Annotated in this window: 28 protein-coding genes; 5 read left to right on the forward strand and 23 right to left on the reverse strand. The window is 64.6% G+C overall.

Features of this window, described 5'->3' with window-relative positions:
• From WKH79_RS10200 to glpX, 16 genes are all read right to left on the reverse strand, one after another.
• Window positions 1–339, reverse strand: a complete 339-nt coding sequence (locus WKH79_RS10200; protein ID WP_050601371.1) for a P-II family nitrogen regulator — start codon at window positions 337–339, stop codon at window positions 1–3.
• Window positions 340–484: 145 nt separating this feature from the next.
• Window positions 485–1,183, reverse strand: a complete 699-nt coding sequence (locus tag WKH79_RS10205) for an endonuclease/exonuclease/phosphatase family protein (protein WP_050601372.1) — start codon at window positions 1,181–1,183, stop codon at window positions 485–487.
• A 12-nt stretch (window positions 1,184–1,195) separates the two neighbouring features.
• A complete protein-coding gene (locus WKH79_RS10210; protein ID WP_341858793.1) occupies window positions 1,196–2,068 on the reverse strand; it encodes an alpha/beta hydrolase in 873 nt (290 codons plus the stop codon).
• Window positions 2,069–2,105: 37 nt separating this feature from the next.
• Window positions 2,106–3,626, reverse strand: a complete 1,521-nt coding sequence (locus WKH79_RS10215; protein WP_341858794.1) for a peptide chain release factor 3 — start codon at window positions 3,624–3,626, stop codon at window positions 2,106–2,108.
• 97 nt (window positions 3,627–3,723) lie between these two features.
• Window positions 3,724–4,476: an SDR family NAD(P)-dependent oxidoreductase gene (locus tag WKH79_RS10220; RefSeq protein WP_230832299.1), complete on the reverse strand. Its 753-nt coding sequence runs from the start codon at window positions 4,474–4,476 to the stop codon at window positions 3,724–3,726.
• Window positions 4,473–6,863 (reverse strand): phenylalanine--tRNA ligase subunit beta, encoded by a 2,391-nt coding sequence (gene pheT, locus WKH79_RS10225; RefSeq protein WP_341858795.1) that lies wholly within the window; start codon window positions 6,861–6,863, stop codon window positions 4,473–4,475. Before pheT ends, WKH79_RS10220 begins: the two co-directional genes overlap by 4 nt.
• Window positions 6,860–7,978 (reverse strand): phenylalanine--tRNA ligase subunit alpha, encoded by a 1,119-nt coding sequence (pheS, locus tag WKH79_RS10230; protein ID WP_341858796.1) that lies wholly within the window; start codon window positions 7,976–7,978, stop codon window positions 6,860–6,862. Before pheS ends, pheT begins: the two co-directional genes overlap by 4 nt.
• A 105-nt stretch (window positions 7,979–8,083) precedes the next feature.
• Window positions 8,084–8,974 carry a helix-turn-helix domain-containing protein gene (locus tag WKH79_RS10235; RefSeq protein WP_341858797.1) on the reverse strand — a complete coding sequence of 297 codons (891 nt, stop codon included), beginning with the start codon at window positions 8,972–8,974 and terminating at the stop codon, window positions 8,084–8,086.
• A gap of 104 nt (window positions 8,975–9,078) precedes the next feature.
• Complete coding sequence (locus WKH79_RS10240) at window positions 9,079–9,951, reverse strand: AraC family transcriptional regulator (protein WP_341858798.1); 873 nt, start codon at window positions 9,949–9,951, stop codon at window positions 9,079–9,081.
• A gap of 119 nt (window positions 9,952–10,070) precedes the next feature.
• On the reverse strand, window positions 10,071–10,430 hold the full coding sequence (rplT, locus tag WKH79_RS10245) for a 50S ribosomal protein L20 (RefSeq protein WP_050601379.1): 360 nt from the start codon (window positions 10,428–10,430) through the stop codon (window positions 10,071–10,073).
• A gap of 23 nt (window positions 10,431–10,453) precedes the next feature.
• Window positions 10,454–10,657: a 50S ribosomal protein L35 gene (gene rpmI / locus WKH79_RS10250; protein ID WP_050601380.1), complete on the reverse strand. Its 204-nt coding sequence runs from the start codon at window positions 10,655–10,657 to the stop codon at window positions 10,454–10,456.
• 119 nt (window positions 10,658–10,776) lie between these two features.
• Complete coding sequence (locus WKH79_RS10255; protein WP_341858799.1) at window positions 10,777–11,523, reverse strand: SDR family oxidoreductase; 747 nt, start codon at window positions 11,521–11,523, stop codon at window positions 10,777–10,779.
• Between the two features lies 1 nt (window position 11,524).
• Entirely contained in the window at window positions 11,525–12,268 is a 744-nt protein-coding gene (locus WKH79_RS10260; RefSeq protein WP_341858800.1) for an SDR family oxidoreductase, read from the reverse strand.
• A 37-nt stretch (window positions 12,269–12,305) separates the two neighbouring features.
• Window positions 12,306–13,103, reverse strand: coding sequence for a histidinol-phosphatase (gene hisN / locus WKH79_RS10265; protein ID WP_341858801.1), 798 nt, complete (start codon window positions 13,101–13,103; stop codon window positions 12,306–12,308).
• Between the two features lie 2 nt (window positions 13,104–13,105).
• Window positions 13,106–14,041, reverse strand: a complete 936-nt coding sequence (locus WKH79_RS10270) for a ribose-phosphate pyrophosphokinase (protein WP_050601384.1) — start codon at window positions 14,039–14,041, stop codon at window positions 13,106–13,108.
• Window positions 14,042–14,138: 97 nt separating this feature from the next.
• A complete protein-coding gene (glpX, locus tag WKH79_RS10275; protein ID WP_050601385.1) occupies window positions 14,139–15,113 on the reverse strand; it encodes a class II fructose-bisphosphatase in 975 nt (324 codons plus the stop codon).
• 87 nt (window positions 15,114–15,200) lie between these two features.
• Between glpX and WKH79_RS10280 the strand changes: the two genes are divergently transcribed.
• Window positions 15,201–15,785, forward strand: coding sequence for a hypothetical protein (locus tag WKH79_RS10280; RefSeq protein WP_341858802.1), 585 nt, complete (start codon window positions 15,201–15,203; stop codon window positions 15,783–15,785).
• On the opposite strand, the gene WKH79_RS10285 is transcribed toward WKH79_RS10280, so the two are convergent.
• A complete protein-coding gene (locus WKH79_RS10285) occupies window positions 15,739–17,046 on the reverse strand; it encodes a homoserine dehydrogenase (RefSeq protein ID WP_341858803.1) in 1,308 nt (435 codons plus the stop codon). The two genes, WKH79_RS10280 and WKH79_RS10285, sit on opposite strands and share 47 nt — an antisense overlap.
• A 69-nt stretch (window positions 17,047–17,115) precedes the next feature.
• Entirely contained in the window at window positions 17,116–17,958 is an 843-nt protein-coding gene (locus WKH79_RS10290) for a hypothetical protein (RefSeq protein WP_341858804.1), read from the reverse strand.
• 354 nt (window positions 17,959–18,312) lie between these two features.
• Between WKH79_RS10290 and WKH79_RS10295 the strand changes: the two genes are divergently transcribed.
• From WKH79_RS10295 to WKH79_RS10310, 4 genes are all read left to right on the forward strand, one after another.
• On the forward strand, window positions 18,313–18,969 hold the full coding sequence (locus tag WKH79_RS10295) for an energy transducer TonB (protein ID WP_050601389.1): 657 nt from the start codon (window positions 18,313–18,315) through the stop codon (window positions 18,967–18,969).
• Between the two features lie 63 nt (window positions 18,970–19,032).
• Complete coding sequence (locus WKH79_RS10300) at window positions 19,033–19,830, forward strand: MotA/TolQ/ExbB proton channel family protein (protein ID WP_050601390.1); 798 nt, start codon at window positions 19,033–19,035, stop codon at window positions 19,828–19,830.
• An 80-nt stretch (window positions 19,831–19,910) separates the two neighbouring features.
• Window positions 19,911–20,441 carry a biopolymer transporter ExbD gene (locus tag WKH79_RS10305; protein WP_197458156.1) on the forward strand — a complete coding sequence of 177 codons (531 nt, stop codon included), beginning with the start codon at window positions 19,911–19,913 and terminating at the stop codon, window positions 20,439–20,441.
• A gap of 39 nt (window positions 20,442–20,480) precedes the next feature.
• A complete protein-coding gene (locus tag WKH79_RS10310) occupies window positions 20,481–20,915 on the forward strand; it encodes a biopolymer transporter ExbD (RefSeq protein WP_050601392.1) in 435 nt (144 codons plus the stop codon).
• A 62-nt stretch (window positions 20,916–20,977) separates the two neighbouring features.
• On the opposite strand, the gene WKH79_RS10315 is transcribed toward WKH79_RS10310, so the two are convergent.
• From WKH79_RS10315 to WKH79_RS10335, 5 genes are all read right to left on the reverse strand, one after another.
• Window positions 20,978–23,443, reverse strand: coding sequence for a ligase-associated DNA damage response DEXH box helicase (locus WKH79_RS10315; protein ID WP_341858805.1), 2,466 nt, complete (start codon window positions 23,441–23,443; stop codon window positions 20,978–20,980).
• 72 nt (window positions 23,444–23,515) lie between these two features.
• A complete protein-coding gene (locus WKH79_RS10320; RefSeq protein WP_341858806.1) occupies window positions 23,516–24,343 on the reverse strand; it encodes a DUF2059 domain-containing protein in 828 nt (275 codons plus the stop codon).
• Between the two features lie 33 nt (window positions 24,344–24,376).
• The gene (locus WKH79_RS10325; RefSeq protein WP_341858807.1) at window positions 24,377–25,780 is read right to left on the reverse strand and encodes a phosphomannomutase/phosphoglucomutase; all 1,404 of its coding nucleotides are present in this window, start codon (window positions 25,778–25,780) and stop codon (window positions 24,377–24,379) included.
• Window positions 25,777–26,079: a J domain-containing protein gene (locus WKH79_RS10330; RefSeq protein WP_050601396.1), complete on the reverse strand. Its 303-nt coding sequence runs from the start codon at window positions 26,077–26,079 to the stop codon at window positions 25,777–25,779. The genes WKH79_RS10325 and WKH79_RS10330 overlap by 4 nt, the downstream gene beginning before the upstream one ends.
• Complete coding sequence (locus WKH79_RS10335) at window positions 26,076–26,885, reverse strand: division plane positioning ATPase MipZ (protein WP_063506802.1); 810 nt, start codon at window positions 26,883–26,885, stop codon at window positions 26,076–26,078. Before WKH79_RS10335 ends, WKH79_RS10330 begins: the two co-directional genes overlap by 4 nt.
• Between the last annotated feature and the right edge of the window lie 64 nt (window positions 26,886–26,949).

Consider the following 26,949-nt stretch of genomic DNA (forward strand, 5'->3'; position numbering starts at 1 on the left):
TCAAAGCGCGGTGTCGCCGGTTTCGCCGGTGCGGATGCGCGTGGCGCTGGCCAGGTCGAAGACGAAGATCTTGCCATCGCCGATGGCTTCGGTGCTGGCGGTCTGCTGGATCGTCTCGACGACCTGCGCGGCGAGATCGTCGCTTGCCGCAATTTCGAGCTTCACCTTGGGCAGCATGTTGGTCGAATATTCGGCGCCGCGGTAGATTTCGGTCTGGCCCTTCTGGCGGCCGAAACCCTTGACTTCGGTAACGGTCATTCCCGCCACTCCAATGCCGCCGAGCGCTTCGCGCACTTCGTCGAGCTTGAATGGCTTGATGACTGCGATGATGAATTTCACGCCTTCACCCCCTGTGTGATCCACCGGCCAAGCACCGGCGGGATCACAGTCAGCAATGTGCGTGCCAAACGCGATTTCGGTACAAATCGAACGCAGGAGGAGCGGATGAGCGCAGTTGATTGCCCAATGATTGGGCGCCTGCCTGTTATTTAAGCAATTCCAGCTTGGCAATGACCGGCAGATGATCCGATGCCACGGCGGCGAGGCCGGTATGATGGACCTCGGTTTCGACCAGCCGCCAATGCTTGCTGGCCACGATCCGGTCGAGCGTGGCAACCGGCTGCCGACTGGGATAGCTGCGCCCGGGCGTTACGATCTGCCAGTCGGAAGAGAACTCGCGCATGGCCCCGGTGGTGCGCCCCCACTGGTTGAAATCGCCCATGATCACGGTCGGCAGATCGCGGTTGCAAGCGCCCACGAAAGCCAGCAGCGAGCGGATCTGGTCGCGGCGGCGCAGTCCGGACAGGTCGAGATGCGTGCCGATCACCCGCAGGGGCCGGCCTTCGACGACGATTTCACCGCATGCGGCACCGCGCGGTTCGAGCGTCGGCAGGTCGAGCGCTTCGCCCGAGAGGATCTCAAGGTCGCGTCGCACAAGCAGCGCATTGCCGTGCCAGCCGATGCTCCGCGGACGCTTGGCCACCTCGATCACGCGCCAGTGGGTGTCGTCGATCTCCGCGCGCGGGAGCACGCTGGCGCGCTCGCCGATCCGCCGGTCGGCTTCCTGCAGCGCGACGATATCGGCATCGATCTCGTGCAGCACCGACAGGATGCGCTCGGGATCGCGCTTGCGATCGAGCCCGACACCCTTGTGGATGTTGTAGCTGGCGAAAGTCAGCTGCACGCGGAGTTCACGTCAGAGGAAATCGCGCAGCGTCGCCATGAAACGGTCGAACTGATCGTGGTGCAGCCAGTGACCCGCGTTCTCGAACTCGATCACTTCGGCATTGGCAAAGTGGTCGAGCCGGCCGTCGCCTTCGGGGTTGGACGCCCAACTGTCGGCGCCATAGAGCAGCAGTGTCGGCGCGCTGATCGCCGCCCAGGTCTGGTAGAGGAATTCATCGGCGATGTCCTCTACCGCCCAGACGTTGAGATGCGGGTCGAATTTCCAGCTGTAGGTGCCGTCTTCGTTGCGGTTGACCCCATGCACGGTCAGGTGGCGCGCCTGCTCCTCGGTGAGATAGCTGTTCTCCTCGATCATGCGCGCGAATGCCGCTTCTATGCTGTCGTATTTGCGCGGACTGCGTCCCGAAGCGGCGCGTTTCTTGCCGATCCATTCGTTGAGGCGCTCGGGATAAGGATCGGCGCGCATTTCGGCCTGCCGTTTGGGGCTGGGGCCCAACCCTTCGATCGCCACGATCTTCTTGACCATGTCGGGAAAGGTTCCGGCATAGCGCAGCGAGACATTGCCGCCCATCGAGTGGCTGACGATGGTGACCGGTCCGACACCCAGCTGGTGGATCAGCTGGGCAAGGTCGTAGACCATGTCGTTCGCCGAATAATTGCCATCGCTGACCCAGTCGCTGTCACCGTGGCCACGGTGATCGAGCGCGACCACATGCCAGTCCTCGCGCAATTGCTCGGCCACCCAGTCCCAGCTGCGCGCATGGTCGCGCCCGCCGTGCACGAGGACCAGCGGGGGCTTTCCGCGATTGCCCCAGTCGAGATAGTGCAGGCGCAGGCGCTGCGAGATGAAGGTCTGCGAGGTCGGTCCGGCATGTAGCGTCATGCGATTTCCATGCCGCGTCGCCGCCGTGCCCGCAAGCCTACCGCTCCTTCGTCGCCGAGAAGGTGAGGTCGGGGTTCTTTTCCTGCTGGTAGTTCACGTCCCACGGGCTCTTGGCCATGAACACCAGATCGCCGTCGCGATCCTTGGCCAGCGTCGACAGGTTGAATTTCTCGAATTCCGCCAACGCCTTCGCATCCCCCCTGACCCAGCGCGCAGTGGTAAAGGGCGACGCTTCGAGTTTGGCTTCGACCTTATATTCGGCAGACAAGCGACTGATCAGCACTTCGAGCTGGAGCTGACCAACGACGCCGATGATCCACTGCCCACCAAGCTCGGGATAGAACACCTGGATCACGCCCTCTTCCGAAAGGTCATCGAGCGCTTTGCGCAATTGCTTGGTCTTGGTCGGATCGACCAGCGCTACACGGCGAAGGATTTCGGGTGCGAAATTGGGCAGGCCGGTAAAGCGGATCACGTTCTTTTCGGACAGCGTATCGCCCACCCGCAGCGTGCCGTGGTTGGGAATGCCGATGATATCGCCCGGTTCGGCCGTATCGGCCACCTCGCGGTCCTGCGCGAAGAACAGGATGGGCGAATGGATCGCCACCGGTTTGCCCAGCCCGCTCGGCGTCAGCTTCATGCCGCGTTTGAAGGTCCCCGAGACCTGCCGCATGAAGGCGATCCGGTCGCGGTGGTTGGGGTCCATGTTCGCCTGGACCTTGAAGATGAAACCGGTGACCTCGTCGCGGGTCGGCGGGATATGCTCATCTCCCGCAGGCTGCGGACGCGGCGGCGGGGCGTATTTCGCAATCGCCTCGATCAGCTCGGTGACGCCGAAATTCTTCAGGGCCGAGCCGAAATAGACCGGGGTGAGGTCGCCGCTGCGATAGGCCTCCAGATCGAATTCGGGATAGCCGATCTGAGCCAGTTCGATGTTTTCCGCGAAGCGCTCGGGGATTTGCGCATCGCAGTCGCGCGTGCCGAGGAATTCCTTGCTCGGTCCCTCCGGCCGCGCGACGCAGCCGCTGGCGAAATCGAGCACGCCTTCGAACTCGCCGCCCATGCCGACCGGATAGGCCTGCGGGCTGACATCGAGCGCGAGCATGTCCGCGATCTCGTCCAGCAGCTCGAATACGGGGCGGCCCTCGCGGTCGACCTTGTTGACGAAGGTGATGATCGGCACGCTGCGCAGGCGGCAGACCTCGAACAGCTTGCGCGTTTGCGGCTCGATACCCTTGGCGGCATCGATCACCATGATCGCGCTGTCGACAGCGGTCAGCGTGCGGTAGGTGTCTTCGGAGAAGTCTTCGTGCCCCGGCGTGTCGAGCAGGTTGAAGGTGATGCCTTCGCGTTCGAAGGTCATGACCGAGCTGGTCACCGAGATGCCTCGCTGCTGCTCGATCTTCATCCAGTCAGACCGCGCGCGCCGCGCCTGTCCGCGCGCCTTGACCTCGCCCGCCAGATGGATCGCGCCGCCGGTCAGCAGCAGCTTTTCGGTCAGCGTGGTCTTGCCCGCGTCGGGGTGCGAAATGATCGCGAAGGTACGGCGGTTCGACATTTCAACTTTCCTCGTCATTCCCGCGCAGGCGGAAATCCAGATAACATATCAACGGGCGGAAAGGTCGGCTGGACCCCCGCCGTCGCGGGGGTGACGGTCAGTGGTGCTCTCTCGCCACCCGAAAGCCGGCGAAATCCTGGTTCACCGGCATCGGTTCGAGCCGGTTGATGTTGAGATGCGGAGGCAGTTCGGCGACCCATTTGATCATGTCGGCGATATCCTGCCCGGTCATCGGGTTCGCCCCGCGGTAGAGATCATCACTGGCATCCTGGCTGCCGGTGCGTACCAGCGTGAATTCGGTCTCGACCATCCCCGGTTCGATGCTGGTCACGCGTACGCCGGTACCATGCAGGTCGGCGCGCAGCGCGAGCGTGAAATGGTTCGCGAAGGCCTTGGAGCCTGCATAGACGTTGCCGCCCGGATAGACATAATTGCCCGCCACCGAACCGATCGCAATGATCGCGCCCTTGCGCTCGATCAGCGTTGGCAGGAGCTTGCGGGTAAGCACCACCATTGCCGTGACATTGGTGTCGATCATGGTCTGCCAGTCGTCGAGGCTGGCTTCCTGCGCGGGTGCTAGCCCGCGGGCGAGGCCGGCATTGTTCACCAGCAGGTCGATTCCGGCGAAGGGTTCGGGCAAGGCTGCGAGTGCGGCTTCCATCCCCTCGATATCGCGCACGTCGAAAGCCGCAGCGTGGACCTTGTCCGCGCCCAACTCTTCCACCAGCGCATCAAGCCGCTCCTTGCGGCGACCGGTCGCAATACAGCGCCAGCCGCTTGCCACCAGTGTGCGGACAGTGGCCTCGCCAATGCCCGCTGTGGCGCCGGTCACGAAAGCTGTCCTGGTCATCCGCGTAGCTCCGCGCCCTGTTTGCCGGCCGCGGCGACGACCTTGTCGGCAATCGCCTTGATCTCGCCATCGGTGAAACTCTTGTCGCCCGGCTGTAGCACGATCTCGACCGCGACCGATTTCTTGCCTTCGGGCACGCCCTGGCCCGCAAAGACGTCGAACACGCGGGCATCGACCACGGCGGCCTTGTCCGCCCCCCTCACTGCCCGCACCAGATCGCCGGCGGCGAGATCGGCAGGAACGAGGAAAGCAAAGTCGCGGGTGACCGGCTGGAGCACCGGGGGCGCATAGGGTGCGCGCGCGAAACTGCCGCCGCCCCGCTTGGCGGGTATGGCATCGAGGAACACTTCGACTGCCATGACCGGACCCTCGATATCGAAGGTCTTCAGCGTCTTGGGATGCAGCGCGCCAAACCGGGCGAGCACGTTCTTCGGGCCGAGGCGCAAAGTGGCCGACTGGCCGGGGTGGAACTGGCTCCCCGCTTCGCCCATCACCATGAGATTGCCGACCGGTGCACCGGCAACAGCGAGCAACGCTTCGGCTTCGGCCTTGGCGTCGAAGGCATCGAATTGCTTGGCCTTGCCCTGCGCCCAGCCGCGCGGCGTCTTGTCGCCTGCAAGGACGACACCCAGCGTCGGTTTCTCGTCGCTCGCCCCGCCCTTGCCGCGGAAATAGCGGCGTCCAAGCTCGAACAGACGCGACCCGTCGCTCCCGCGATCGGCATTGCGCTTAGCGGCCGACAGCAGGCCGGGGATCAATGAAGGCCGCATCGCCTTCATGTCTTCGCTGATCGGGTTGTCGAGCACCCACAGCCGTGCCCCGTCGGCGAAATGCTCGGCCTCGGCGGTGGGGAGGAAGGACCAGGTCACCGCTTCGTTGAGTCCGCGTGCCGCTGCAGCGCGGCGCAATTTGCGTTCGAGCTGCTGCTGCGGCGATGCGGTCGGCGTGGCCACGCCTTCGGCGCGGGGTAGCGCGGTGCTGGCAACGTGATCGAGACCGTAAATGCGGACCACTTCCTCGACCAGGTCGGCCGCGCCCTCGATATCATGGCGGCGTAGCGGACAGGTGACCTGCCAGTCGGCCCCGACGGTGAAGTCGAGCGCTTCGAGAATGCGGCGCTGTTCAACTTCGCCGATTTCGACACCGCCCAGACGCGCAGTCAGCGCGGGATCGAATGCCACGATCTTCGCTTCGGCAGGCGGCTCGCCCACGCGCACCACCTCTGTCGGGTGGCCACCGCAGGTCTGGACGATCAGATCGGTCAGCAGCGCCAGACCGTCGTCGAGAAACGCCGGGTCGACGCCACGCTCGAAGCGCGTACGTGCATCGGAAGCAAGACCCAGCTTGCGCCCGGTCACACCGATGCGTTCGGGATCGAAATAGGCGATCTCGAGCAGGACATCGCAAGTGTCATCGGCCGCGCCCGAATGCGCCCCGCCCATGATCCCGCCGATATCATGGACGCCGCTATCATCGGCAATCACGGTCATCGTCTCGTCGAGCGTGTAGGTCTTCTCGTTCAACGCCTCGACGCTCTCACCAGCGGCAGCGCGGCGGGCGACCATCGCCCCGCTCAGCTTGGCGAGGTCGTAGACATGCGCCGGGCGCCCGGTCGCGAACATCAGGTAATTGGTGCAATCGACCAGCGCGCTGATCGGCCGCTGGCCGGCCGCCTTGAGCCGGCGCTGCATCCACTCGGGCGACGGCCCGTTGCGGACGCCGCGGATCACCCGGGCGAAATAGGCCGGGACGCCTTCCGTGTCCTCGATCTTCACTTCAACCGAGCACGCGCCGTCACCCGTGATGGCAGGCGCGTCGACCGGTTTGAACGTCCCCAGCCCCGCGGCAGCCAGATCGCGCGCAATGCCCATCACGCCCATGCAATCGGGCCGGTCGGGCGTGATCGCGACGTCGAACACCGGCGAGGCATCGCTGTATTCGGCAAAGCTGGTGCCGACCGGCGCGTCCTCGGGCAGTTCGATAATTCCGTCGTGTTCATCGCCCAGTTCGAGCTCGCGCACCGAACACATCATGCCGTTCGATTCGACCCCGCGGATCGCGCTCTTGCGCAGTTCCATGCCATTGGCCGGAACCACCGCGCCGGGCAGGCCCAGCACCCCCTTCATGCCCGCACGCGCATTGGGCGCGCCGCAGACGACCTGCAGCGGATCGCCCTCGCCCGTGTCGACGCTCAGCACCTGCAGTTTGTCGGCATCGGGATGCTTGGCGGCGGTCAGCACCTTGGCGACGCGGAACCCTGCGAGCCTTTCCGCCGGGTCCTCGATGCCTTCGACCTCGTGGCCGATTCGGTTGAGCGCAGCTGCGATTTCCGGCACCGAAGCATCGGTGTCGAGGAAGTGTTCGAGCCATTCGAGCGAGAACTTCATGCCTTCGCTCCTACGCCTGCGGAAAGGGTCGGCTGGTCGAACGGGCTGAAGCCGTAATGATCGAGCCAGCGTCCGTCGCCATCGAAGAAGGCCCGCAAATCGTCCATCCCGTATTTGAGCATGGCGAGGCGGTCGACGCCCACGCCGAAAGCGAAGCCCTGCCATTCGTCGGCATCGAGCCCGGCGAACTCGAGCACGCGGCGGTTGACCATGCCGCTGCCCAGCAGTTCCATCCAGCCATGGCCCGGTGCATCGCCGTCCCCGCCGAGCACGCGGCGACCCTTCACATCCTGCCAGCCAACATCGACCTCGACCGACGGCTCGGTGAAGGGGAAATAGGACGGGCGCAGGCGCAGCACGATGTCGTCGCGTTCGAAGAAGGCCTTGAGAAAGGTCTCCAGCGTCCACTTGAGATGGCCCAGGTGAATATCGCGATCGATCACCAGACCTTCGACCTGGTGGAACATCGGCGTGTGCGTCGCATCGCTGTCGCTGCGATAGACGCGGCCCGGGGCGATGATCCGGATCGGCGCGCCCCCTGCATCCTTTGAAGCAACCTCGACCATCGAGCGGATCTGCACCGGCGAAGTATGCGTGCGCAGCAGCATGCGGTGCCCGTCGCTATCGTGGTCGGGGAAATAGAAGGTGTCGTGCATCGCCCGCGCAGGATGCGTTTCGGCCATGTTGAGCGCGGTAAAATTGTGCCAGTCGTCCTCGATCTCCGGACCGGTGGCAACCGAGAAGCCGAGGTCGGCGAAGATTTCCGCCAGTTCGTCCATCACCTGGCTGACCGGATGGACCGAGCCGCTCGGCATGGCTGGCGCCGGCAGCGTCAGGTCGAGGCCTTCCGTGGCAAGGCGCGCTTCGAGCTCCGCATCCTCGAGCACGGCCTTGCGCGCGGCAATCGCATCGGCGGCCGCGGTGCGCAGACTGTTGAGCAGCGGACCCTGCACCTGCCGGTCTTCGGGCGACATCTTGCCGAGCGTTTTCATCAAGCCCGAGATCGATCCCTGCTTGCCGAGGAATTCGATCCGCAGCGCTTCGAGCGCCGCTGCATCGGGAGCATCTTCGATCCGCGTCAGCGCATCGGTCTTGAGTTGGTCGAGGTCGGTCATTCTGCCTGGCTTGGAACTGTCGGATGGGACTACCCGCTGGCCCTAGCGCCAAGTGCCCCAATGCTAAAGCCCAGTTTGGTGATCGGCCCGCAGGATCCGCTGTGCTCAATCGGCGCTGGGTTCGTGCAGGACCTGCATCGCCTGACCCGCTACGGCCAGACGCGCATGCGCTGCTGCAGCCAGCACCGGGTGGGGCCGGCCGGCGTATTCGCTCGGCGACATCAACATGAAGCGCTTGAAGTCGCGGACGAAGTGCGCCTGATCGTGATAATGTCCGTCGAGCGTGTCGATCCATTTAAGCGAGGGATCGAGCATGAACTTGGCCAGGCTGCGCACGAAGCGCTGGCGGCGCAGCAGCAATTGGGGCGAGAACCCGAACACCCGGCTGCAGAACCGTTCCATCGTCCGCGGGCTCATCCCCAGCGCTTCAGCCAGTTCGGCCACGGTGTGGAACCGTGGGTCGGTCAGCGCCTCCTCCAGACGCAGGATGTCCTCTTCGCGCGCGACGGGCTGCGCCAGCAGACGGTCCAGTCCGCGCACCAGGGCGTCGCGTTCGGCAAGGAGATTTCCGTTTGCTGCGGGGACACAGGCGCACAGGCTCCGCAGATGATCGAACGCGGGGTCTTTCTCGACGTCGCTGTACCGATCGGCGTAGGCGCTGGCGGGCGTATCGGTCAGCCGCGCCCACCCCCGCGGCATCAGGCCGATACCCCACGACCGGCCGGTGTATGCGCTGAAATGCGTGGCGAAACTGGTCGGCCCGGCCATTACCGCCCGCGGCATGCGCTCGAGCGGCTGGCCGCGCATCCCGGCTGCGACTGTGCGTTCGGGAATGATGCGCAGATTGGCCCATTCGGGATGGAGCCAGTCGACCACCGGCTCGTCCTCGGCACCTGAGATTTCCATGTGGTAGAGGGTGGTGATGAAGGGACGCAATCGGCGGGGCGGCAGGAAGAACCGCAGCGCGACACCCGCCGGCGCTTCCCCCGTGCTCATCGCGGGTTCTCCGCGCAAGAATATGACCGGCCCTGATGCGTCAAAATCATCGTGAAAACGCCCTTGGCATCCCGGCTAGCAAAAAAGCATCCGTTGATCGACCGCTATGTCGGCGGATCGAGCGTCTGTACGGGTGATCCCCATATCCGCTTGCGCTCGGCCATGAACGCACTCAGGACGGGATGCGGCTGCGCGGCGTAGTCGCTCGGTGTGCAGCCCATGAAAGCGTGGAACTCGTGCACGAAATGCGACTGGTCGTGGTAATGGCGGTCGATCACTGCGGACCAGCTGGCGCGGGGTTCGAGCATGAATGCCGCAAGACTGCGCATCAACCGTTGCCGGCGCAGCAGCAGACGCGGTGCGAACCCGAAATGGCGGGCGCACACGCGCTCCAGCGTTCGCTTGGACAAGCCGCTGCGCCGGGCGAACTCCTCGACCTGCAGCAGCCGCGGGTCGACCATGACCTCGTGCACCCGCTGGATCCGCGGCTGGTCGCGCGGAGGTTCGGCAAGCTGGCGAAAGAAGCTGGACAGCGCATCGAACTGCTCTTCATCGGACCGGGCCCGCGTGCACAGGACATCGCATAGCGGGGCAAAGCGCGCGAACGGCGGTGCCGCTTCGCCATCGACCACCGTGTTGGCATGTGCGCTGGCATCGTCGGCGACGAACCGTGCCCAGCCGAGCGGACGCAGGCCGATGCCCCACATGCGGGTACGGCCGAGCGTGAAGTGGGTCATGCAGGAACTGGGACCGGTCGCCTGGAAACGGGCGCCATCGACGCGCGGGCCCTTGAGCGCTTGCGCAGTCGGAGGATCATCGGTGAAGAAGCGAAGGTTGCCCCATTCGGGCTGCAGCCAGTCCTCGAGCTTTTCGCCTGGCGGAACATTCACTTCCAGCCGGTAGAATGTCGTGAAGCAATGCGCCAGATCGGCCGGCGGTGCGAAGAAGCGCACATCGATCACATCACCCTCGGCCACGCGCCCCCCGTTTCCCCTGCCAAAAGCTCATAACGCCTTGGCGGACGGCGGCAAGCGGCCCAACGCAAAAGGGCGCCCCATACGGAGCGCCCTTCGCAATTCCGGGTACGGACCGCAACTTAGGCGGGCAGCGCCTTCTTGGCCTGATCGATGATCGCCTTGAAGGCGGCCGATTCGTTCATCGCCAGGTCGGCCATGACCTTGCGGTCGAGTTCGATGCCGGCGAGCTTGGTCCCGTGCATGAACTGCGAGTAGGTAAGACCTTCTGCGCGGACCGCGGCATTGATGCGCTGGATCCACAGCGCGCGGAAGCTGCGCTTCTTAACCTTGCGGTCGCGATAGGCGTACTGGCCGGCCTTTTCGACGGCCTGACGGGCGACGCGGATCGTGTTCTTGCGACGGCCGCGATAGCCCTTCGCCTGATCCAGTAGACGCTTGTGCTTCTGGCGCGTGGTGACGCCGCGTTTGATGCGAGGCATTTCGTATTCTCCTTAATTCGCGCTCAGTCGAGGCCGTAGGGGGCCCACTTTTTCACCGTTCTGCTGTCGGCTTCCGACAGGACAGTGGTGCCGCGGTTCTGGCGAATATACTTCGCATTGTGGCTGATCAGGCGGTGGCGCTTGCCGGCGACACCATGCTTGACCTTGCCGGTCGCAGTGATCTTGAAGCGCTTCTTCACACCGCTTTTGGTCTTAAGCTTGGGCATTTTCATCTCCTTGACAGAGACACGTCCAACCAGCCCTGGCAGCCCTTACGGCCAGACCGGCAGATGAATCACGTGTCGGTGAAGGGCGCGCTGATAGCGATTCTGCGCGGTAAAGCAAGTCAGAAGTGGGTCAGATAACCGCCATCGACCGCCAGCGTATGGCCGGTGATATAGCTCGCCTCGGGCGCGGCAAGGAAAGCGACTGCCCCGGCGATCTCGCTCGGTTCGCCCCAACGGCCCAGCGAGGTCCGGCGGGCAAGGTGCCGTGCGATTTCCGGATCGGCGCTCATTTCGCCATTCGCTTCGGTAGCGAAATAGCCCGGGGCGACGGCGTTGACCGTGATCCCGGTGGCGCCCAGTTCAGCCGCCAGCGCACGGGTCAGCGCGGCGAGCCCGCCCTTGCTGGCAGTGTAGAGCACATCGCCCCGGGCGATATCGGCCGCGATCGAGGTGATGTTGATGATCCGCCCGTATTCGCGCGCCTGCATCAGCGGCGCCGCGCGGCGCGCAAGATCGAAGGGCGCGACGAGGTTGGTCGAGAGCATCGCCGCCATATCGGCCCGTCGCAATTGCCCCAGCGGCCGCCGGTCGCGTTGCCCGACATTGTTGACGAGGATATCGAGGCCATCTTCGGCAAGGCGCGCGAATGCCGCCGCGCTCGCCTGGTCATCCCCGATATCGAAGGGCAAGGCCCGGGCGTTGGGGCCGATCCGTTCGGCGGCGGCTTCGACTGCGCTGGCCCCACGCCCGTTAAGCCAGACGCGCGCGCCCTGTTCTGCCATGCGCCGGGCGATCTCGAAACCGAGCCCGCGCGACGCGCCGGTAACGAGCGCGATGCGCCCGGCAAGCGATCCCTCCACTGTCATGTCAGTGCTCGTAGATCATCTTCGCCGTCATGCCACCGTCGATATTGAGGTGCTGCCCGGTCACGAACCCCGCTGCGTGCAGATAGGCGACTGCCTCGGCAATATCCTCCGGCCGCCCGATGCGCCCGACCGGATGCTGCTCGCGGTCCTTGGGTCGATGCTCGGGATGGCTCCGTTTGCCCTCTTTCTGCCACGGCCCGGTTTCGATCCAGCCCGGACGTATCGCATTCGCGCGGATCCTGGGCCCAAGCGAGACCGCGAGCGAATGGGTGAGTGCATCGAGCCCGCCCTTTGACGCCGTATAGGCAAAGGTATCAGGCTCGCTCATCACCGCACGGGTGGATGAGATATTCGCGATACTCGCGCCACCGCTGCGCCGCAGGAACGCCAGCGAAGCGCGCGTAACCAGAAAGGCGCCGGTCAGGCTGGCATCGATCCACGTCTGCCATTCAGCCAGCTCGAGCTCCTCCAGCGTGCCAGCTACGGGATCGGCGATACCGGCGTTGTTGACGAGGCAATCGAGCGGGCACTCCCCCAGCCATTCGCCGATCCCCTCGAACGCGTTCCTTACCTCGCTCTCGCGGCCGACATCGCAGCTCAGGAAGAGCGCGCTTTCCCGCGGTAGCGCGCCGCACAATTCGGCCAGCGCTTCGGTATCCGTGTCGAGACCGATCACCTGCCAGCCGAGGCCATGAAAATGCATTGCGGTTGCGCGCCCGATCCCGTTGGCGGCGCCGGTTATCAAGATGGTTTGCATGCCGGGCTAACGGGCCTGGCGCCGATCAGTGCCCATGGTCGTGGGCTGGCCCGCCCATTGCCTCGAGCACGTCTTCGAGCCGTGCGGCATCGCCCAGCGCGATGACCCGGCCATCGCTTTCGGCATCGAGCGGATTGCCCTGCCAGTCGCTCATGACCCCGCCCGCGCCTTCGACCACGGGCACCAGTGCTGCAAAATCATAAAGCTTGAGGCCGGCCTCGACGACGATGTCGACATGGCCGGAGGCGACGAGCCCGTAATTGTAGCAATCACCGCCATAGATGATCTTGCGCTCGGCCACCGCCTTGGCGACACCCATGAAGGCGTCGACGTCGTCGCCGGAGAACTGGTGCGGCGTGGTCGTGCCGAGAACCGCGTCAGCCAGCTCCTTGCACGCAACCGCGCGCACCGGACTGCCGTTGAAGGTGGTGCCCTCGCCGATTCGTCCGACCCACCGTTCACGCGCGATGGGCTGGTCGATCACGCCGAGCACCGGCCAGCCATCCTGCATCAGCGCGATCAGCGTACCGAAAATGGGGCGACCGGCGATGAAGCTGGTGGTGCCGTCGATCGGGTCGAGCACCCATTGCCGCCCCGCACCCTCGTTGCGCGTGCCGTATTCCTCGCCGATGATGCCGTCATCCGCACGCTCGCTCTCGAGGATCGCGCGCATCGCCGCCTCGGCGGCGCGGTCGGCCTCGGTCACGAAGCTGCGATCCGCCTTCTGTTCCTGCGACCATTCGCCGCGGAACAGCGGACGAATCGCTTCACCCGCCGCTTCAGCCAGGCGATTGGCAAGCGCGAGATCGGCAGCCGTCGCCATGCTCAATCGAACAGCGAGCTGACCGAGCTTTCGTCGGCAATGCGGCGGACCGCTTCACCGACCAGCGGTGCGATCGTCAGAATGCGGATCCGTTCGGAATCCTTGGCGGCATCGGTTGGCCGGATCGAATCGGTGATGACCAGTTCCTTGAGCGCCGACTTGTCGACCCGTGCCACGGCCCCGCCCGAAAGGACGCCATGCGTGATATAGGCCGCGACCGAAGCCGCACCCTGATCGAGCAGCGCCTGCGCCGCGTTGCACAGGGTCCCGCCCGAATCGACGATGTCGTCGATCAGGATGCAGTGCCGGCCCGACACGTCACCGATGATATTCATCACTTCGCTTTCGCCGGGGCGATCGCGCCGCTTGTCGACGATCGCCAGCGGTGCATTGTCGAGCCGCTTGGCCAGTGCACGCGCACGCACGACGCCGCCGACATCGGGGCTGACGACCATCAGGTCCTCGTCGCCGTAGCGCGCCTGGATATCTGCCGCCATCACCGGGGCGGCGAACAGATTGTCGGTCGGGATGTCGAAGAAGCCCTGGATCTGTCCCGCGTGGAGATCGACCGCGAGCACGCGCTCGGCCCCTGCCTCGGTAATCAGATTGGCTACCAGCTTGGCCGAAATCGGAGTCCGCGGGCCGGGTTTGCGGTCCTGGCGGGCATAGCCGAAATAGGGCACGACTGCTGTGATGCGCCGCGCCGAAGCGCGCTTGAGCGCGTCGATGCAGATCAGCAGTTCCATCAGATTGTCGTTGGCCGGATAGCTGGTCGACTGGACGACGAACACGTCTTCGCCGCGCACGTTCTCGTGGATCTCGACGAAGATCTCCTCGTCGGCAAAGCGGCGCACCTGCGCATCCACCAGCGGCATTTCGAGATAACCTGCAATGGCCCGTGCAAGCGGCAGGTTCGAGTTGGCGGCCATGATTTTCATGCGGAGAATCCCCGGGCAAACTGGATGTGCGCCCCGCCTAGCCGAGCGTCACGGATATGCAACAACCGACGGGCGCGTTTCCCCGCCCCGACCACGCCTAGCCCTCGCGGTGTTCGCCCTTGATCCAGCGCACCGTGCCGCTGCTCGAGCGCATGACCACGCTTTCGGTCGTCATGCGTCCGCCGCGCAGATACTTTACCCCGTCGAGCAGCGAACCCGGCGTGACTCCGGTCGCGGCGAAGATGCAATCGCCCTTCACCAGATCGTCGCGGGTATAGATGCGGTCGAGATCGTCGATGCCCCATTTCGCCGCGCGGCCGCGTTCGTCATCGTTGCGGAACACCAGCCGGCCGTTGAACTGGCCCCCGACGCAGCGCAGCGCCGCCGCCGCCAGGACGCCCTCGGGCGCACCGCCCTGACCCATGTACATATCGATCGTCGTGTCCTCGTCGGTCACCGCGATCACGCCGGCGACGTCGCCATCGCCGATCAGCACAACCCCGCAGCCCAGGCCGCGCAGTTCGGCGATCAGTTCGGCATGACGCGGGCGGTCGAGCACGCAGACGATGATGTCGGAAGGCGCCACGCCTTTGGCCTTCGCCACCGCCTGCACGTTTTCGGTCGGGCTCTTGGCCAGGTCGATGATGCCATCGGGATAGCCCGGGCCCACCGCCAGCTTGTCCATATAGACATCGGGAGCGTTGAGCAGGCAGCCCTCTGCCGCCGCCGCGAGGACTGCCAGGGCATTGGGCCCCGCTTTCGCGGTGATGGTCGTTCCCTCGAGCGGGTCCAGCGCGATATCGATCTTGGGGCCTTCACCCGGCGCGCCGCCGACCTTTTCGCCGATGAACAGCATGGGCGCCTCGTCCCGCTCGCCTTCGCCGATCACCACGGTGCCATCGATAGCAAGCGTATCGAACGCCTTGCGCATGGCTTCGACGGCAGCCGCATCGGCAGCCTTCTCGTCGCCGCGCCCGATCAGCTTGGATGCGGCCACTGCCGCAGCTTCGGTCACACGAACCATTTCGAGGACAAGGACGCGGTCGAGCGGATTTTCGGCGGGCGAGTTCATAGTCGGTTCAGTCCCTCACGTGTGTGTGGCGCATGACGTTGGCCACACGGTTTGCGGTCGTGCGGCGGATAGACAGGGAGCCTGACATTGTCGAGACGCTGGTGGGCGGCCTGCGTGGCAATGGCGGCGGCGGGCCTGCCGTTTCCCGGATCGGCACAGGATGCCGCAGCCCCGCCCGAACGGATCGACATATTGATCCCGCAGCAGGATTATGACGCGCCGCTCGAAGACTGCAGCGACGAGCAGGAAGCCGCCTCGATCTCGGGTGAAATCATCGTTTGCCGTACACGGCGCGACCAGCGCGAATTCGGCTATGACGAAGAGCGTGCGCTACAGCGTTACGCGGCGGAGACCATGAACAGGGGCGATCCCCGAGCGCCCGACTTTGGCGAATCATGCAAGAAGAACCCTGAAAAGGGCGCCTGCATCGGCTTCGGCCAGCCGCCGCCGCCCGCGCTCATCATCGATATCGAGGCACTGCCCGAAGCGCCGGCCGGTTCGGATGCGGACCGCGTCTCCCGCGGTCTTGCACCGCGCGGCGAAAACGCTGCGCCGGAAGTGTCCCCGCGCGAAGCCCAGCTCGGCCTGCCTCCCCCGCCCGACAGGGCCGGCGAAGAGGACGAAATCAGTCGGCCAGGATCGGCATCACCAGCGGCGCAGCCGTCAGGCTAGGCGAGCCATTGAGCAAATCGAGCGCCTTGGTCACACAGCGTTCGGGTCCTTCGTGCGTGACCATGGCCACCAGCACTTCCCCGCCTGCATGATCGCGCCCGCGCTGGATCAGGCTCTCGATCGAGACTTCGGCATCGCGCATCGCGGCAGTGATTTCCGCCAGTACGCCGGGGCGGTCGTTCACAGTGAAGCGGATGTAGTCGCGCCCCATGCGGTTGCCGGGATCCGCCGGAGCGAACTGCTCGAGCTCTTCGACCGGAACCGAGAACGGCGCGCCGCTGTCGCCGCGGGCGATGTCGATGAGATCGGCGACCACTGCGCTCGCGGTCGGCCCCGCACCGGCCCCGGCTCCCTGGAACAGCAGCTGGCCTGAAAAATTGCCTTCGGCGACAACTGCATTGGTCGGCCCGGTCACCGCGGCCAGCGGGTGGCCGCGCGCGACAAGGCAGGGCCGCACGCGCTGGAGCAATCGCGTCTCGTCGGCGCTTTCGTCGAGCGAAGCGATCCCGACCAGCCGGATGACATAGCCCAGGGCACCCGCCTGCGTGATATCGGCCGCGCGCACTTCGCCGATACCGGTCGCTTCGACGTTGGCGAAGTCGACCCGCGCGCCGAACCCGATCGCGGCCAGTATCGCGAGCTTGTGCGCCGCATCGACGCCTTCGATGTCGAAGGTGGGGTCGGCTTCGGCATAGCCCCTCTCCTGCGCCGCCTTGAGCATCTCGCCGAAATCCGCGCCGGTATGCTCCATTTCGGAAAGGATGTAATTGCAGGTCCCATTGAGGATCCCGTAGATTCGTTCGATGCGGTTTGCTGCCGCACCTTCGCGCAGCCCCTTCACTACCGGGATGCCACCCGCGACCGCAGCTTCGAACTTGAGCGGGACGCCGCGCAGCGCCGCCTGTTCGGCTAGTGCCAGGCCGTGGTGCGCGATCATCGCCTTGTTGGCGGTTACGAAAGCCTTGCCGGCATCGAGCGCTGCCCGCGCCAGCGTGAGCGCAGGACCATCGGATCCGCCGACCAGTTCGAGCACGACATCCACATCACCGCGCTGCGCCATCGCCTGCATATCGTCGACCCAGGCATAGGGCGAAAGGTCGACGCCGCGGTCACGCGCCCGGTCGCGGGCGTTCACCGCTACGATTTCGAGCGGGCGTCCCGCACGGCGTTCGATGGTCGAACGGTTGGCTGCGAGTAGTTCGATGACGCCGGTACCGACGGTGCCGAGACCGGCGAGGGCGATGCGAAGGGATTCTGCCATATCCGCCGCCTAGCGCAGCGATACGGCGGGTTGGAAACAATTTGTCTTGGCCGCGGTGAAGTCCCGCCTTTACCCGCGCGTTCGCGTGCAGGTCCCGAGGTCCTCGCGCACCAAGGCATAATCGTCTGCCGCCAGTGCGCGGGCGTTGGCGTCACGCGAGAGAATCGCGGTTTCGGGCAGCGTCTCAGGCAGCGAACAGGCCAGACGATACCATTCGAGCGTCCCCGGCTGCGGCGCACGCGCCGCCTGGTCGACGATCTCGGTCCACGAAACCCCCCAGCGCGGCGCCTGCCCCGGCCGGCGCACGACCGTTACCGATACCGGGCCGTCGTTTTCGGTATCGAGGAACAGCTGCGTTTCCGATTCGCCGACCAGCGTACCCTCGACCGCGAGCGCATCGCGAATCCCGGTGACTCGCGGCGGTGCATCCTGCGCCAGCAATTCTGCCAGCACCGGACGCAGGCGCGCCTCGAACGCCTCGCTATAGGCGAACTGCGCGCGCGGATCGACCAGCTGGAGCTGCGCCGGGCTGCCGGCGACGGGCCTTGCGAACAGGATGACTTCCTGTTTCTTCAGCTTGGGCGGCTTGCCCTTCGCATCGAGCGGCACATCGACCAGATAGCGCAGCGCTTCGCCCAGCGGCGCATAGCCCGCAATCAGCGCCGAGGTGCGGGCCTCGATATACAGCCGGACGAAGCCGGGCTGCAGACCTGGCGAACGTTCCGGTTCGACGGTTGCCTGCCGGCGGATCTGCGCGCGCACCACCAGCGGCGCCTCGTCAGCCAGATCGACCATGTCGGCATAGGTCAGTTCCGCCGTGCGCGCACCGTCCTGCGCCATGGCCGTCACGGGCGCTGCCGCGAGCGCTGCACCGAGAAGCAGGAACGGGCCGGTGGTGCGTAAGATCGACATAAGAGCAGCTTTCGATTTTGCGGTACGGTTTCGAATCACTGAACCCACCGGCGTTAAGGTCGGTTCCTCCAGCCAAGCTACTGAATTGGCGGTTAACCGATAAAGGGTTTGCGGACGCTTCGCATCGTAGCTAAAGGGTCGGACCGGACCCGAGTGGATGACACTTTATTGCTTGGGGAGAGGCGTCCGGGTTCTTAGTGAGAATTTCGGTCTGCCTTCGTCGCGAGAGTCTTCAGGGTCTCGAGCGGCGCGAACGCGTTAACGATTCCCCAAGTCGCGCCAATCCGGCGGGTCGCAAAGGGGTTTTCAATTGCCCCGGGATTTCCGGGGTGACCGATGGAGTGAAGCAACCGAATGGCTTATGCTGACCAACAGATGAGCGGCAATCGCATCGTCGCGATCATCATTGTTGCCCTCATCCATGTCGCTCTCGGTTACGCTCTCATCACCGGTCTCGCATATAATGCGGTCCAGCAGGTGGTCGAGCGCGTAACGACGATCGATATCGAGGAGCCCCCGCCGCCCGAGGAAGAGCCGCCGCCGCCGCCGGAGAACGTGCCCGACACGCCTCCGCCGCCGGTTGCACCGCCGCCGCCGATCAACATCGCGCCGGCACCGCCTCCGATCCGTACGCAGACGACGATCCCGCCGCCGGCTCCGCCGCAGCTCGTCATTCCGCCGCCTGCGCCCCCGGCACCGCCGCCGCCGCCTTCGCAGGCACGTGGCGCATCGCCCAAGGGTCAGGCCGGCTGGGCACGTCGCATCCAGAGCAACTATCCCCGCCGTGCCGAACGTGAAGGCATCGAGGGTAACGTTGGTGTGACCATCACGGTCGGAACCGACGGGCGCGTAGCATCCTGCCGCGTGAGCAATTCCAGCGGGTCGAGCGATCTCGACCAGGCTGCTTGCGACGGCATGACCCGCTATGCGCGTTACGAACCGGCGCTGAATGCTGCGGGCAACCCGATCCAGGACACCGTGTCCACGACGATCGTTTATCGGCTTAACTAACCTCGTTTCTGCCCAGGGTCAGGGTACCCGGCGCAAAAGACACTCTCAAAAGGACCATTCGTTATGACCTTCGAACTTCTTGCAGCTGCCGCTGATGCGGCACCGGAGAACTCCTTCGGTTTTCTTGAAGCCATGGAACAGGGCGGTTTCGTTGCCTGGTTCATTCTCGGCGTGATGGTGATCATGTCGGTCGGTTCGTTCTACATCCTGTTCACCAAGCTGTTCGAACAGCGCAAGGTGCTGGCGCAGTACAAGGCCGTCCGCACGCAGTTCTGGAAGACCGGTTCGCTGCGCGACGGCGCGACCAAGCTCGACAAGAACAGCGCATGGCGCCAGCTCGTCGACGACGCCATCCTGGCCGAAGACCAGCACGCCAAGATGACCGACAAGCTCGAAGCCCACGACTGGATGCACGGTTCGCTCCAGCGCTCGGAAGACACGATCAACTCGAAGCTCGCGGGCGGCCTGTCGTTCCTCGCGACGGTCGGTGCAACCGCTCCCTTCGTCGGCCTGCTCGGTACGGTTATCGGTATCTACCGCGCCCTGATCAACATCGGCATCGCCGGTTCGGCATCGATCGACAAGGTCGCCGGCCCCGTCGGTGAAGCGCTGATCATGACCGCCATCGGCCTGCTCGTCGCGGTTCCCGCCGTGTTCGCCTACAACTGGCTCCAGAGCCGCAACAAGCGCATCGCCGAACTGCTCCACGCGTTCTCGACCGATCTGCTTGCGAACATCAACTCGGCCGGCAGCGTCAAGCCGACCTACATGACCGCGACGTCGACGCAGGCTGCCGGCAAGGCCGCCCGCACCGCTCCGGCTGCCAAGCCCGCTGCGACGACCACCACGGTCAAGAAGTAATCGATCGGACCGGGGGCGGCCTCCTGCCGCCCCCGCCCACCGCATCGAACCCAAGAATTTCGAACGTTAGGAACTGAACCATGGCGATTTCGACAGGAGGTGGCGCCGACACGCCGATGTCGGACATCAACACCACTCCGCTCGTGGACGTGATGCTGGTGCTTCTGATCATCTTCCTCATCGCGGTTCCGGTCGCGATCCAGACCATCGAAAAGCTGGAAATCCCGGTTTTTGAATCGACTGAATCGAAGGACAAGGTGGAAAACCTTCTCCTGACCGTCAGCACGACCGACGAGAACGGTGTCAGCGCGGGCGAACCCGGCTTCGCCGGCGCTTCGCGGAACGGCCAATGCCGCGTCTATTTCGGCAATGTTACCCCGGTCACCTCGGAAGAGCTCTATGACCAGGCATTCGAACGCCTCGATGCCATCGTACAGCGTGCCGGTGGTCCCGACGCCATCATGGACGATCCGGAGAAGATCCCGCAGGTACACATTCGCGGTGACGTGAACGCTCCGTGGTCCTGCGTGGCCGGCGCGATCTACAACGTCCAGGCGGCGGGTTATCCCACCGTCGGCTTCATTTCGAACCCGGTTGATCCCAACGCGTGATCGCGCGGTTCGACAAAGCAGATTAGGGAGTAACCCACTATGGCAATGTCAGGCGGCAAGGATGATGGCGCGCCGATGATGGAAATGAACATGACGCCGTTGATCGACGTCCTGCTCGTTCTCCTCATCATGTTCATCATCACCATCCCGGTCGCGACGCACTCGGTCGATATCGACCTGCCCGCACCCAATAACGTTCCGCAAGACATCACCGTCGAGCCGGAAAAGAACAAGCTGGTGCTTTCAGCGCAGAACGAGATCCTGTGGAACGGTAATGCGATCGATATGGGCCAGCTGCGTACGCTGCTGGAAGAATCGAAGAACATCAATCCGGAACCCGAACTCCAGTTCGAACCGGAAGCCCAGGCCAGCTACGATCTTGCGGCCAAGGTGCTGCAGCTGATCAAGGCTAGCGGAGTCACCAAGTTCGGCTTCGTCGGCAACGAACAGTATCGGACCTTCGGCAAGAGCTGAGATTTCGAGACCTCGAAAAACCGGGAAAGGGGCGGAGCGATCCGCCCCTTTTTCTTTGCGCGTCAGTCCCCCGCAAGTGGGTCGTCGACGCGCATGGCCGATCCGGCCAGGCTTTCCGCTTCAAGCAACAATTCGTCATCGACCGTCCCTTGCGGCGTCGCCTCACGCCCGATCATCACCATGACCGGCACGGCGAGCGGACTCACGCGGTCGAGTTCGACGTGGACCAATTGCTCGGCCGAGCGATCGAGCAAATCGCCAAGCCGCCCGACATCGGTCATCCGCGTCCGCGCATCGGCCCAGGCGGCTTCGATCAGCACATGATCGGGTTCGTACTTGCGCAGCACGTCGTAGATGAGGTCGGTCGAGAAGGTCACCTGCTTGCCGGTCTTTCGCTTGCCCGGATGCTGGCGTTCGACCAGGCCCCCGATAACCGCAACCTCGCGAAACGCGCGGCGCAGGAGATGCGAATTCTGCACCCATTCGACGAATTCGTCCTGCAGTATATCGGGTGACAGCAGCGGCCCCGGCTGACTGACCGGTTTGAGCCCCCATACAGCCAGCGAATAGTCGTTGGCGACGAAGCCGCCGGGCATCAGCCCGCGATCTTCCATTCGCCGCGTGATGAGCATCCCCAGGCTTTGGTTCGCGTTCCAGCCTTCGAAGGTATAGTAGACGCTGTAATGCCGCTTCGCATGCGGGAAGCTTTCAACCAGCAACTGCCCGGGACCAGGCATCTGCGAGCGCCAATCCTGCACCTCGAGCCATTCGCGTACATCATCAGGGAAGCGGGCCCACCCCGCCCGGTCGACCAGCATGGCGCGCACCCGGTCTGCCAGATGCGTCGTCAGCGGCAAGCGCGCGCCCCCGTAACTGGGTATCATCGCACTGGCTTTCGCCGCCCGGACGAGCACCTCCATATCCTGCAGTTTGACCACCTCGAGGCTCATCCCCGCAAAGGCGAAGGTGTCACCGGGACTGAGCGAGGCGGCAAACCGTTCCTCGACCTTGCCAAGGCTACGTCCCCCGCGCCCGCGACCCGAGCTGATGCGCACTTCGAGCATTTCGGAATCGATGATGATGCCCGCGTTCATGCGGTGTCGCTGTGCCTGCTGCGGATGCGCCAGCCGCCAGATGCCGTCCCCGTCGCGCTGGATCCGCTTGAACTTGTCATAGGCCTTGAGCGCATAGCCACCCGTTTCAACGAATGAGAGCACCCGCTGCCACACCGCTTCGTCGACCCAGGCATAGGACAGGCTGGCCCGGATTTCGGCCAGCAGGCCCGCTTCGTCGAACGGCGCGGCACAGGCGCAGGCCATTACGTGCTGGGCGAGCACATCGAGCCCGCCCGGACGGAAGGTTTCGCCGTCCCGCTTGCCTTCGTCGACAGCCTCCTTCGCAGCGGTGGCTTCGAGGAATTCGAACCGGTTGCCCGGTACCAGCAAGGCCCGGCTCGGTTGATCGAGACGGTGATTGGCGCGCCCAATACGCTGCAGTAGCCGCGAAGAGCCCTTGGGGGCCCCCATCTGGACCACCAGGTCGATATCACCCCAGTCGACTCCCAGGTCGAGACTGGCGGTCGCCACCAACGCGCGTAACTCGCCCCTCGCCATCGCGCCTTCCACCTTGCGGCGCGCCTCCTTGCTCAGTGAGCCGTGATGAACGCCGATAGGCAGGTTGTCGTCGTTCACATCCCACAGGTTCTGAAAAATATACTCGGCGAGGAACCGCGTGTTGGTGAAGATCAGCGTCGTGCGGTTGGCGCGGATCTGTTCGTAGAGCTGCGGCACCGCCCAGGTCGCCGCGTGTCCGCCCCACGGAACCCGTTCCTCATTGGGCAGGAGGATCTCGACTTCCGCGGGCGACCCCGTTTCGCCTGCAACCAATTCGACCGAATCGATATCGCCCCACGGGGCCAGCCATTCGCGGAACCCTTCCGGGTTGGCGAGCGTCGCCGATAGCGCGACCCGTTGCAGGTCAGGTGCGAGCGCCTGCAGCCGCGTCAGCGCAAGCGCGAGGAGATCGCCTCGCTTGTCCGTGGCAAAGGCGTGCACTTCATCAATCACCACGCGCTTCAGCCCGCGAAACAGTTCGAAACTGTCAGGATAGGAGAGCAGCAGCGACAGGCTCTCCGGCGTGGTCAGGAGGACGTGCGGAGGGCGGCTGCGTTGCCGCTTCTTACGATCGGAAGGCGTGTCGCCGCTGCGCGTTTCGACCCTCAGCGGCAGGCCCATCTCTTCGATCGGAGCCAGGAGATTGCGCTGGACATCATGCGCAAGAGCCTTGAGCGGTGAGATATACAGGGTGTGCAGGCCCGGTGGAGGCTCCGACCCTTTGAGACGCGCCTGGGTAAAATCGGCCAGCGTTGGCAGGAAGCCTGCAAGGGTTTTGCCCGCACCGGTATCAGCCACCAGCAAGGCGTGCCGCCCCCGATCGCTGGCAACCAGCATATCGAGCTGGTGCCGCCGGATGCGCCAATCGCGCCCGGCAAACCAATCGGCGATCTCGGGCGGAACGTCGGGCTGCATCAGCCTAGAAGCGCCGGAGACACCATACTGGTTCCGGGGAGCGACCTTGGGACGCCCCCCGGCCCCTGCGGCCTATTGCTCTGCCGTCTCATCCAGCGGCTTGGGCGGATTGACGAGGTCGGCTAGCTTAGCCGGGTCGACATCGAGCAGTTCCGCCATGCGCTGGCGCTGTGCCCCCGTCAGATCACCGTATCCGCGCTCGGCCGGGAGCGCCGCCATCGCCTCGCGCATCGCGCTTTCGATATCGCCGAAGCCGTTCATCATCGCGGGCAGCGCCTGCATGCTCGCCTGCATCACCTGCGGATCGGCGAACAGCGCCATGGATTCCCGCGCATATTCGCTCCCCGTCGGGGTGGCGAAGAAGGCCGCGATGTCGGCCAGTTGCCCCTCGTCGAAACGGACAGCATAGGCTTTCGACAGCCCTTCGCGCATCGGGGCCTCCATGGCCGAGAACATCCCGCCCATGCGTAAGGTGAGGACCTCGACCATCGCATCGCCGCGCGCCTCATAGGCAGGATCGAGCATTGCGGTCAGTTCCGCCCGTTCGTCTTCACCGAGCGCCTCGATGGCCTCGGCTTCGACAGCCAGACGCGCCCCAAGCACAAATTCGGGCTGCGAGAACATCGACAGCATCGGACGAAGCATCTTGTCCATCATGCCGCCCATCATTTCGCCATAGAAGCCATCGGGCATCATCTGGCCGACCACCGCTTGTGCAGCGGGCAACCGGGCGGTCTGCTCGTCGGTCAAGGGTTCGGTCTGGAACAGACCGGCCATCATTCCCGCAAACCCGTCGAGGGCCTCCGGCGACATCGCGCTTTCGTGGGTGGCCGTTTCCTGCTGCGCGACTACCGGCGCAGCGCAGACCAGCGCAGCCGCCGCGATGAATTTGCCTGCCATTCCCTTCATAACTTGCCCCCTGTTGGCCCGGACTCAGTGACCGGCTTGCGGACCGCGCTCGAGGCCCGATTCCGCCAGTTGTTCGTCGATCTGCGCAACGAGCCGGGCAAGCCCCTCCTCGCTCTCGCTCTCCGCTCGCGCAACGAGCACGTCCTGCGTATTCGAAGCGCGCAGCAGCCACCAGCCGTCATCGGTGGTAACCCGCACACCATCGGTCGTGTCGGCCAGTGCATCGCTGGCAGCAACGCGTCCGGCGATCTCTCCGATAGCAGCGAACTTGCGGCTTTCATCGACCTGGAAGCGCATTTCGGGCGTGTTGATCATCGGCGGCATGGCCGAGCGCAGTTCGGTCACCGATTTCCCCAACCGCGCAGCGGCAGCGATCAGCCGAACGCCGGCATAGAGCGCGTCGTCATAACCGTAATATTCATCCGCGAAGAACACGTGGCCGCTCATTTCGCCGGCAAGCGGCGAGCCCGTTTCCTTCATTTTGGACTTGATTAGCGAATGCCCGGTCTTCCACATCAGGGGTTCGCCGCCATGCGCTGCGACATGGTCGAACAGCGCACGGCTGGCCTTCACATCGGCGATGATCGTGGCGCCCTTGCGCCGCGCGAGCAGGTCTTCGGCGAACACCATCAGCAACTGGTCGCCCCAGATGACCCGGCCTTCGCCGTCGATCGCACCGATACGGTCGCCGTCCCCGTCGAAAGCCACCCCGAAATCGAGCGACTTCTCGGCAACCAGATTGCGCAAATCGGCGAGGTTCTCCTCGACGGTGGGATCGGGGTGATGATTGGGAAATTCGCCATCGACATCGGTAAACAGCAGGTGATGTTCGCCCGGAAGACGCGCGGCGAGCTTTTCGAGCGCCGGACCGGCCGCGCCGTTCCCCGCATCCCAACCGACCTTGAGGCCGGCAAGCGAGGCGGGATCGATCCCGTCAAGCGCTTCCAGCATCCGATCGATATAGGCATCGATGACATCGCGGTCCTCGACCGATCCCGAGCCGTCGACCCATTCGGCCGCACTGCTCCTGCGGCCCAGCTCCTGGATGTCCGCCCCGAAAAACGGCCGCCCCTGAAACACCATCTTGAAGCCGTTGTAATTGGCGGGGTTGTGGCTGCCGGTTATCTCGATGCCGCCATCCACGTCCTCGGCTGACGCTTCGGCGTAATACAGCATCGGCGTGGGGCCCATGCCGATGCGGACGACATCCATCCCTGACGCGTTCAACCCTTCGACGAGGGCGTGTTCAAGCATGGGCGAACTGACCCGGCCATCGTAGCCCACCGCCACTTTCCTGCCGCCAGCCTCTGCCAACATCGAGCCGAAACTGCGTCCGATCGCGCGCGCGTCATCCGCGCCAAGCGTTTCGCCGATGATCCCGCGGATGTCGTATTCGCGCAAAACGGTAGGATGGAAACTGTGAGTCATTCTGAACGCTCCGTTCGCGTGTGTTCAAGCCGGGCAAGCAGCAGGTCGCGGGCTGCATTCACCTCTTGCAGCGCCGCGGCGCTACCGCCTTTGTCCGGGTGGATGATTGTAGCAATGCGCCGATGTGCCAAACGTATTTCTTCGGCCGAAGCGTTGCGCGGGACATCGAGCAGGCGGCGCGCATTGTCGAGCGCGCGCTCGCTCGAACTGCGGGTCGAGAGATACTCCCACGGCCATTTCCCAAGCAGCCAGCGGCATGCCACGCAAATTACCAGGGCCAGGGCAATATAGCGGATCATCGTGCGGCCGCTGCCTTCTCCCGGGCTTCTGATCCCGGCAGGCGCAACGTGGCGATAAGCCCGCGCAATTCCTGCCGCGCCACCAGGTGGCTGGTCCCCAGATCACCCAGATGGCCCTTGTCGAGGAGCGTCAGGCCCGAGGGGAAGAGCTCGCGGTAGACCACGCGCTCGGACAGGCCCTTGGCGACGCGGAAGCCGACTCGTTTGGACATTTCGGTGAGCGCCTGTTCGATCCGCGCCATATTGCGCGCCTCGGTGTAACCGGTGCGGTTGCGTACGACCACCCAGTCCATCTGCGCGCGGTTCTGTTCGATCGACGTACGGCTGCGTTTGAGCCGGGCTTCCCATATGAGTTCCGCATAGAACGAAAGCTTGCGCACCTTGAAATTCTCGCTTTCGACCTGTCCGATCAGATCGAAGTCGACGAAGCTGTCGTTCATCGGTGTGACCAGCGTGTCGGACATGGTCGCCGCATGCCGGGCCAGCGGATCATCACGGCCAGGCGTGTCGATGATCACGAAGTCGGCGCCGATGGACTCCGCCGCAATCAGCGCTTCCATGCCCGCTTCGTCCAGGTCCTCGACCACATGGCACTGCGCGGTCGGCAGTTCGATCCCGCGGCGCTTCATCGTCTCCGCACGGTTCTCGAAATAACGGCACATGGTCCGCTGGCGGTGATCGAGATCGAACGCGGCCACCCGCGCACCGCCGAAAGCGAGCGCGACTGCGACATGCACCGCGGTGGTCGATTTCCCGGTGCCGCCCTTTTCATTCGCAAAAACGATACGGTGGGGACGGGCGGTCATCGAATAGGGGCCGGGAATTTCATACTGCGCCTGTCCCTATCCAACCCATCGCGCTGCGGCAATG

Origin of the sequence: Qipengyuania sp. GPGPB31 (assembly GCF_038396345.1) — a bacterium.
Classification (GTDB): domain Bacteria; phylum Pseudomonadota; class Alphaproteobacteria; order Sphingomonadales; family Sphingomonadaceae; genus Qipengyuania; species Qipengyuania citrea.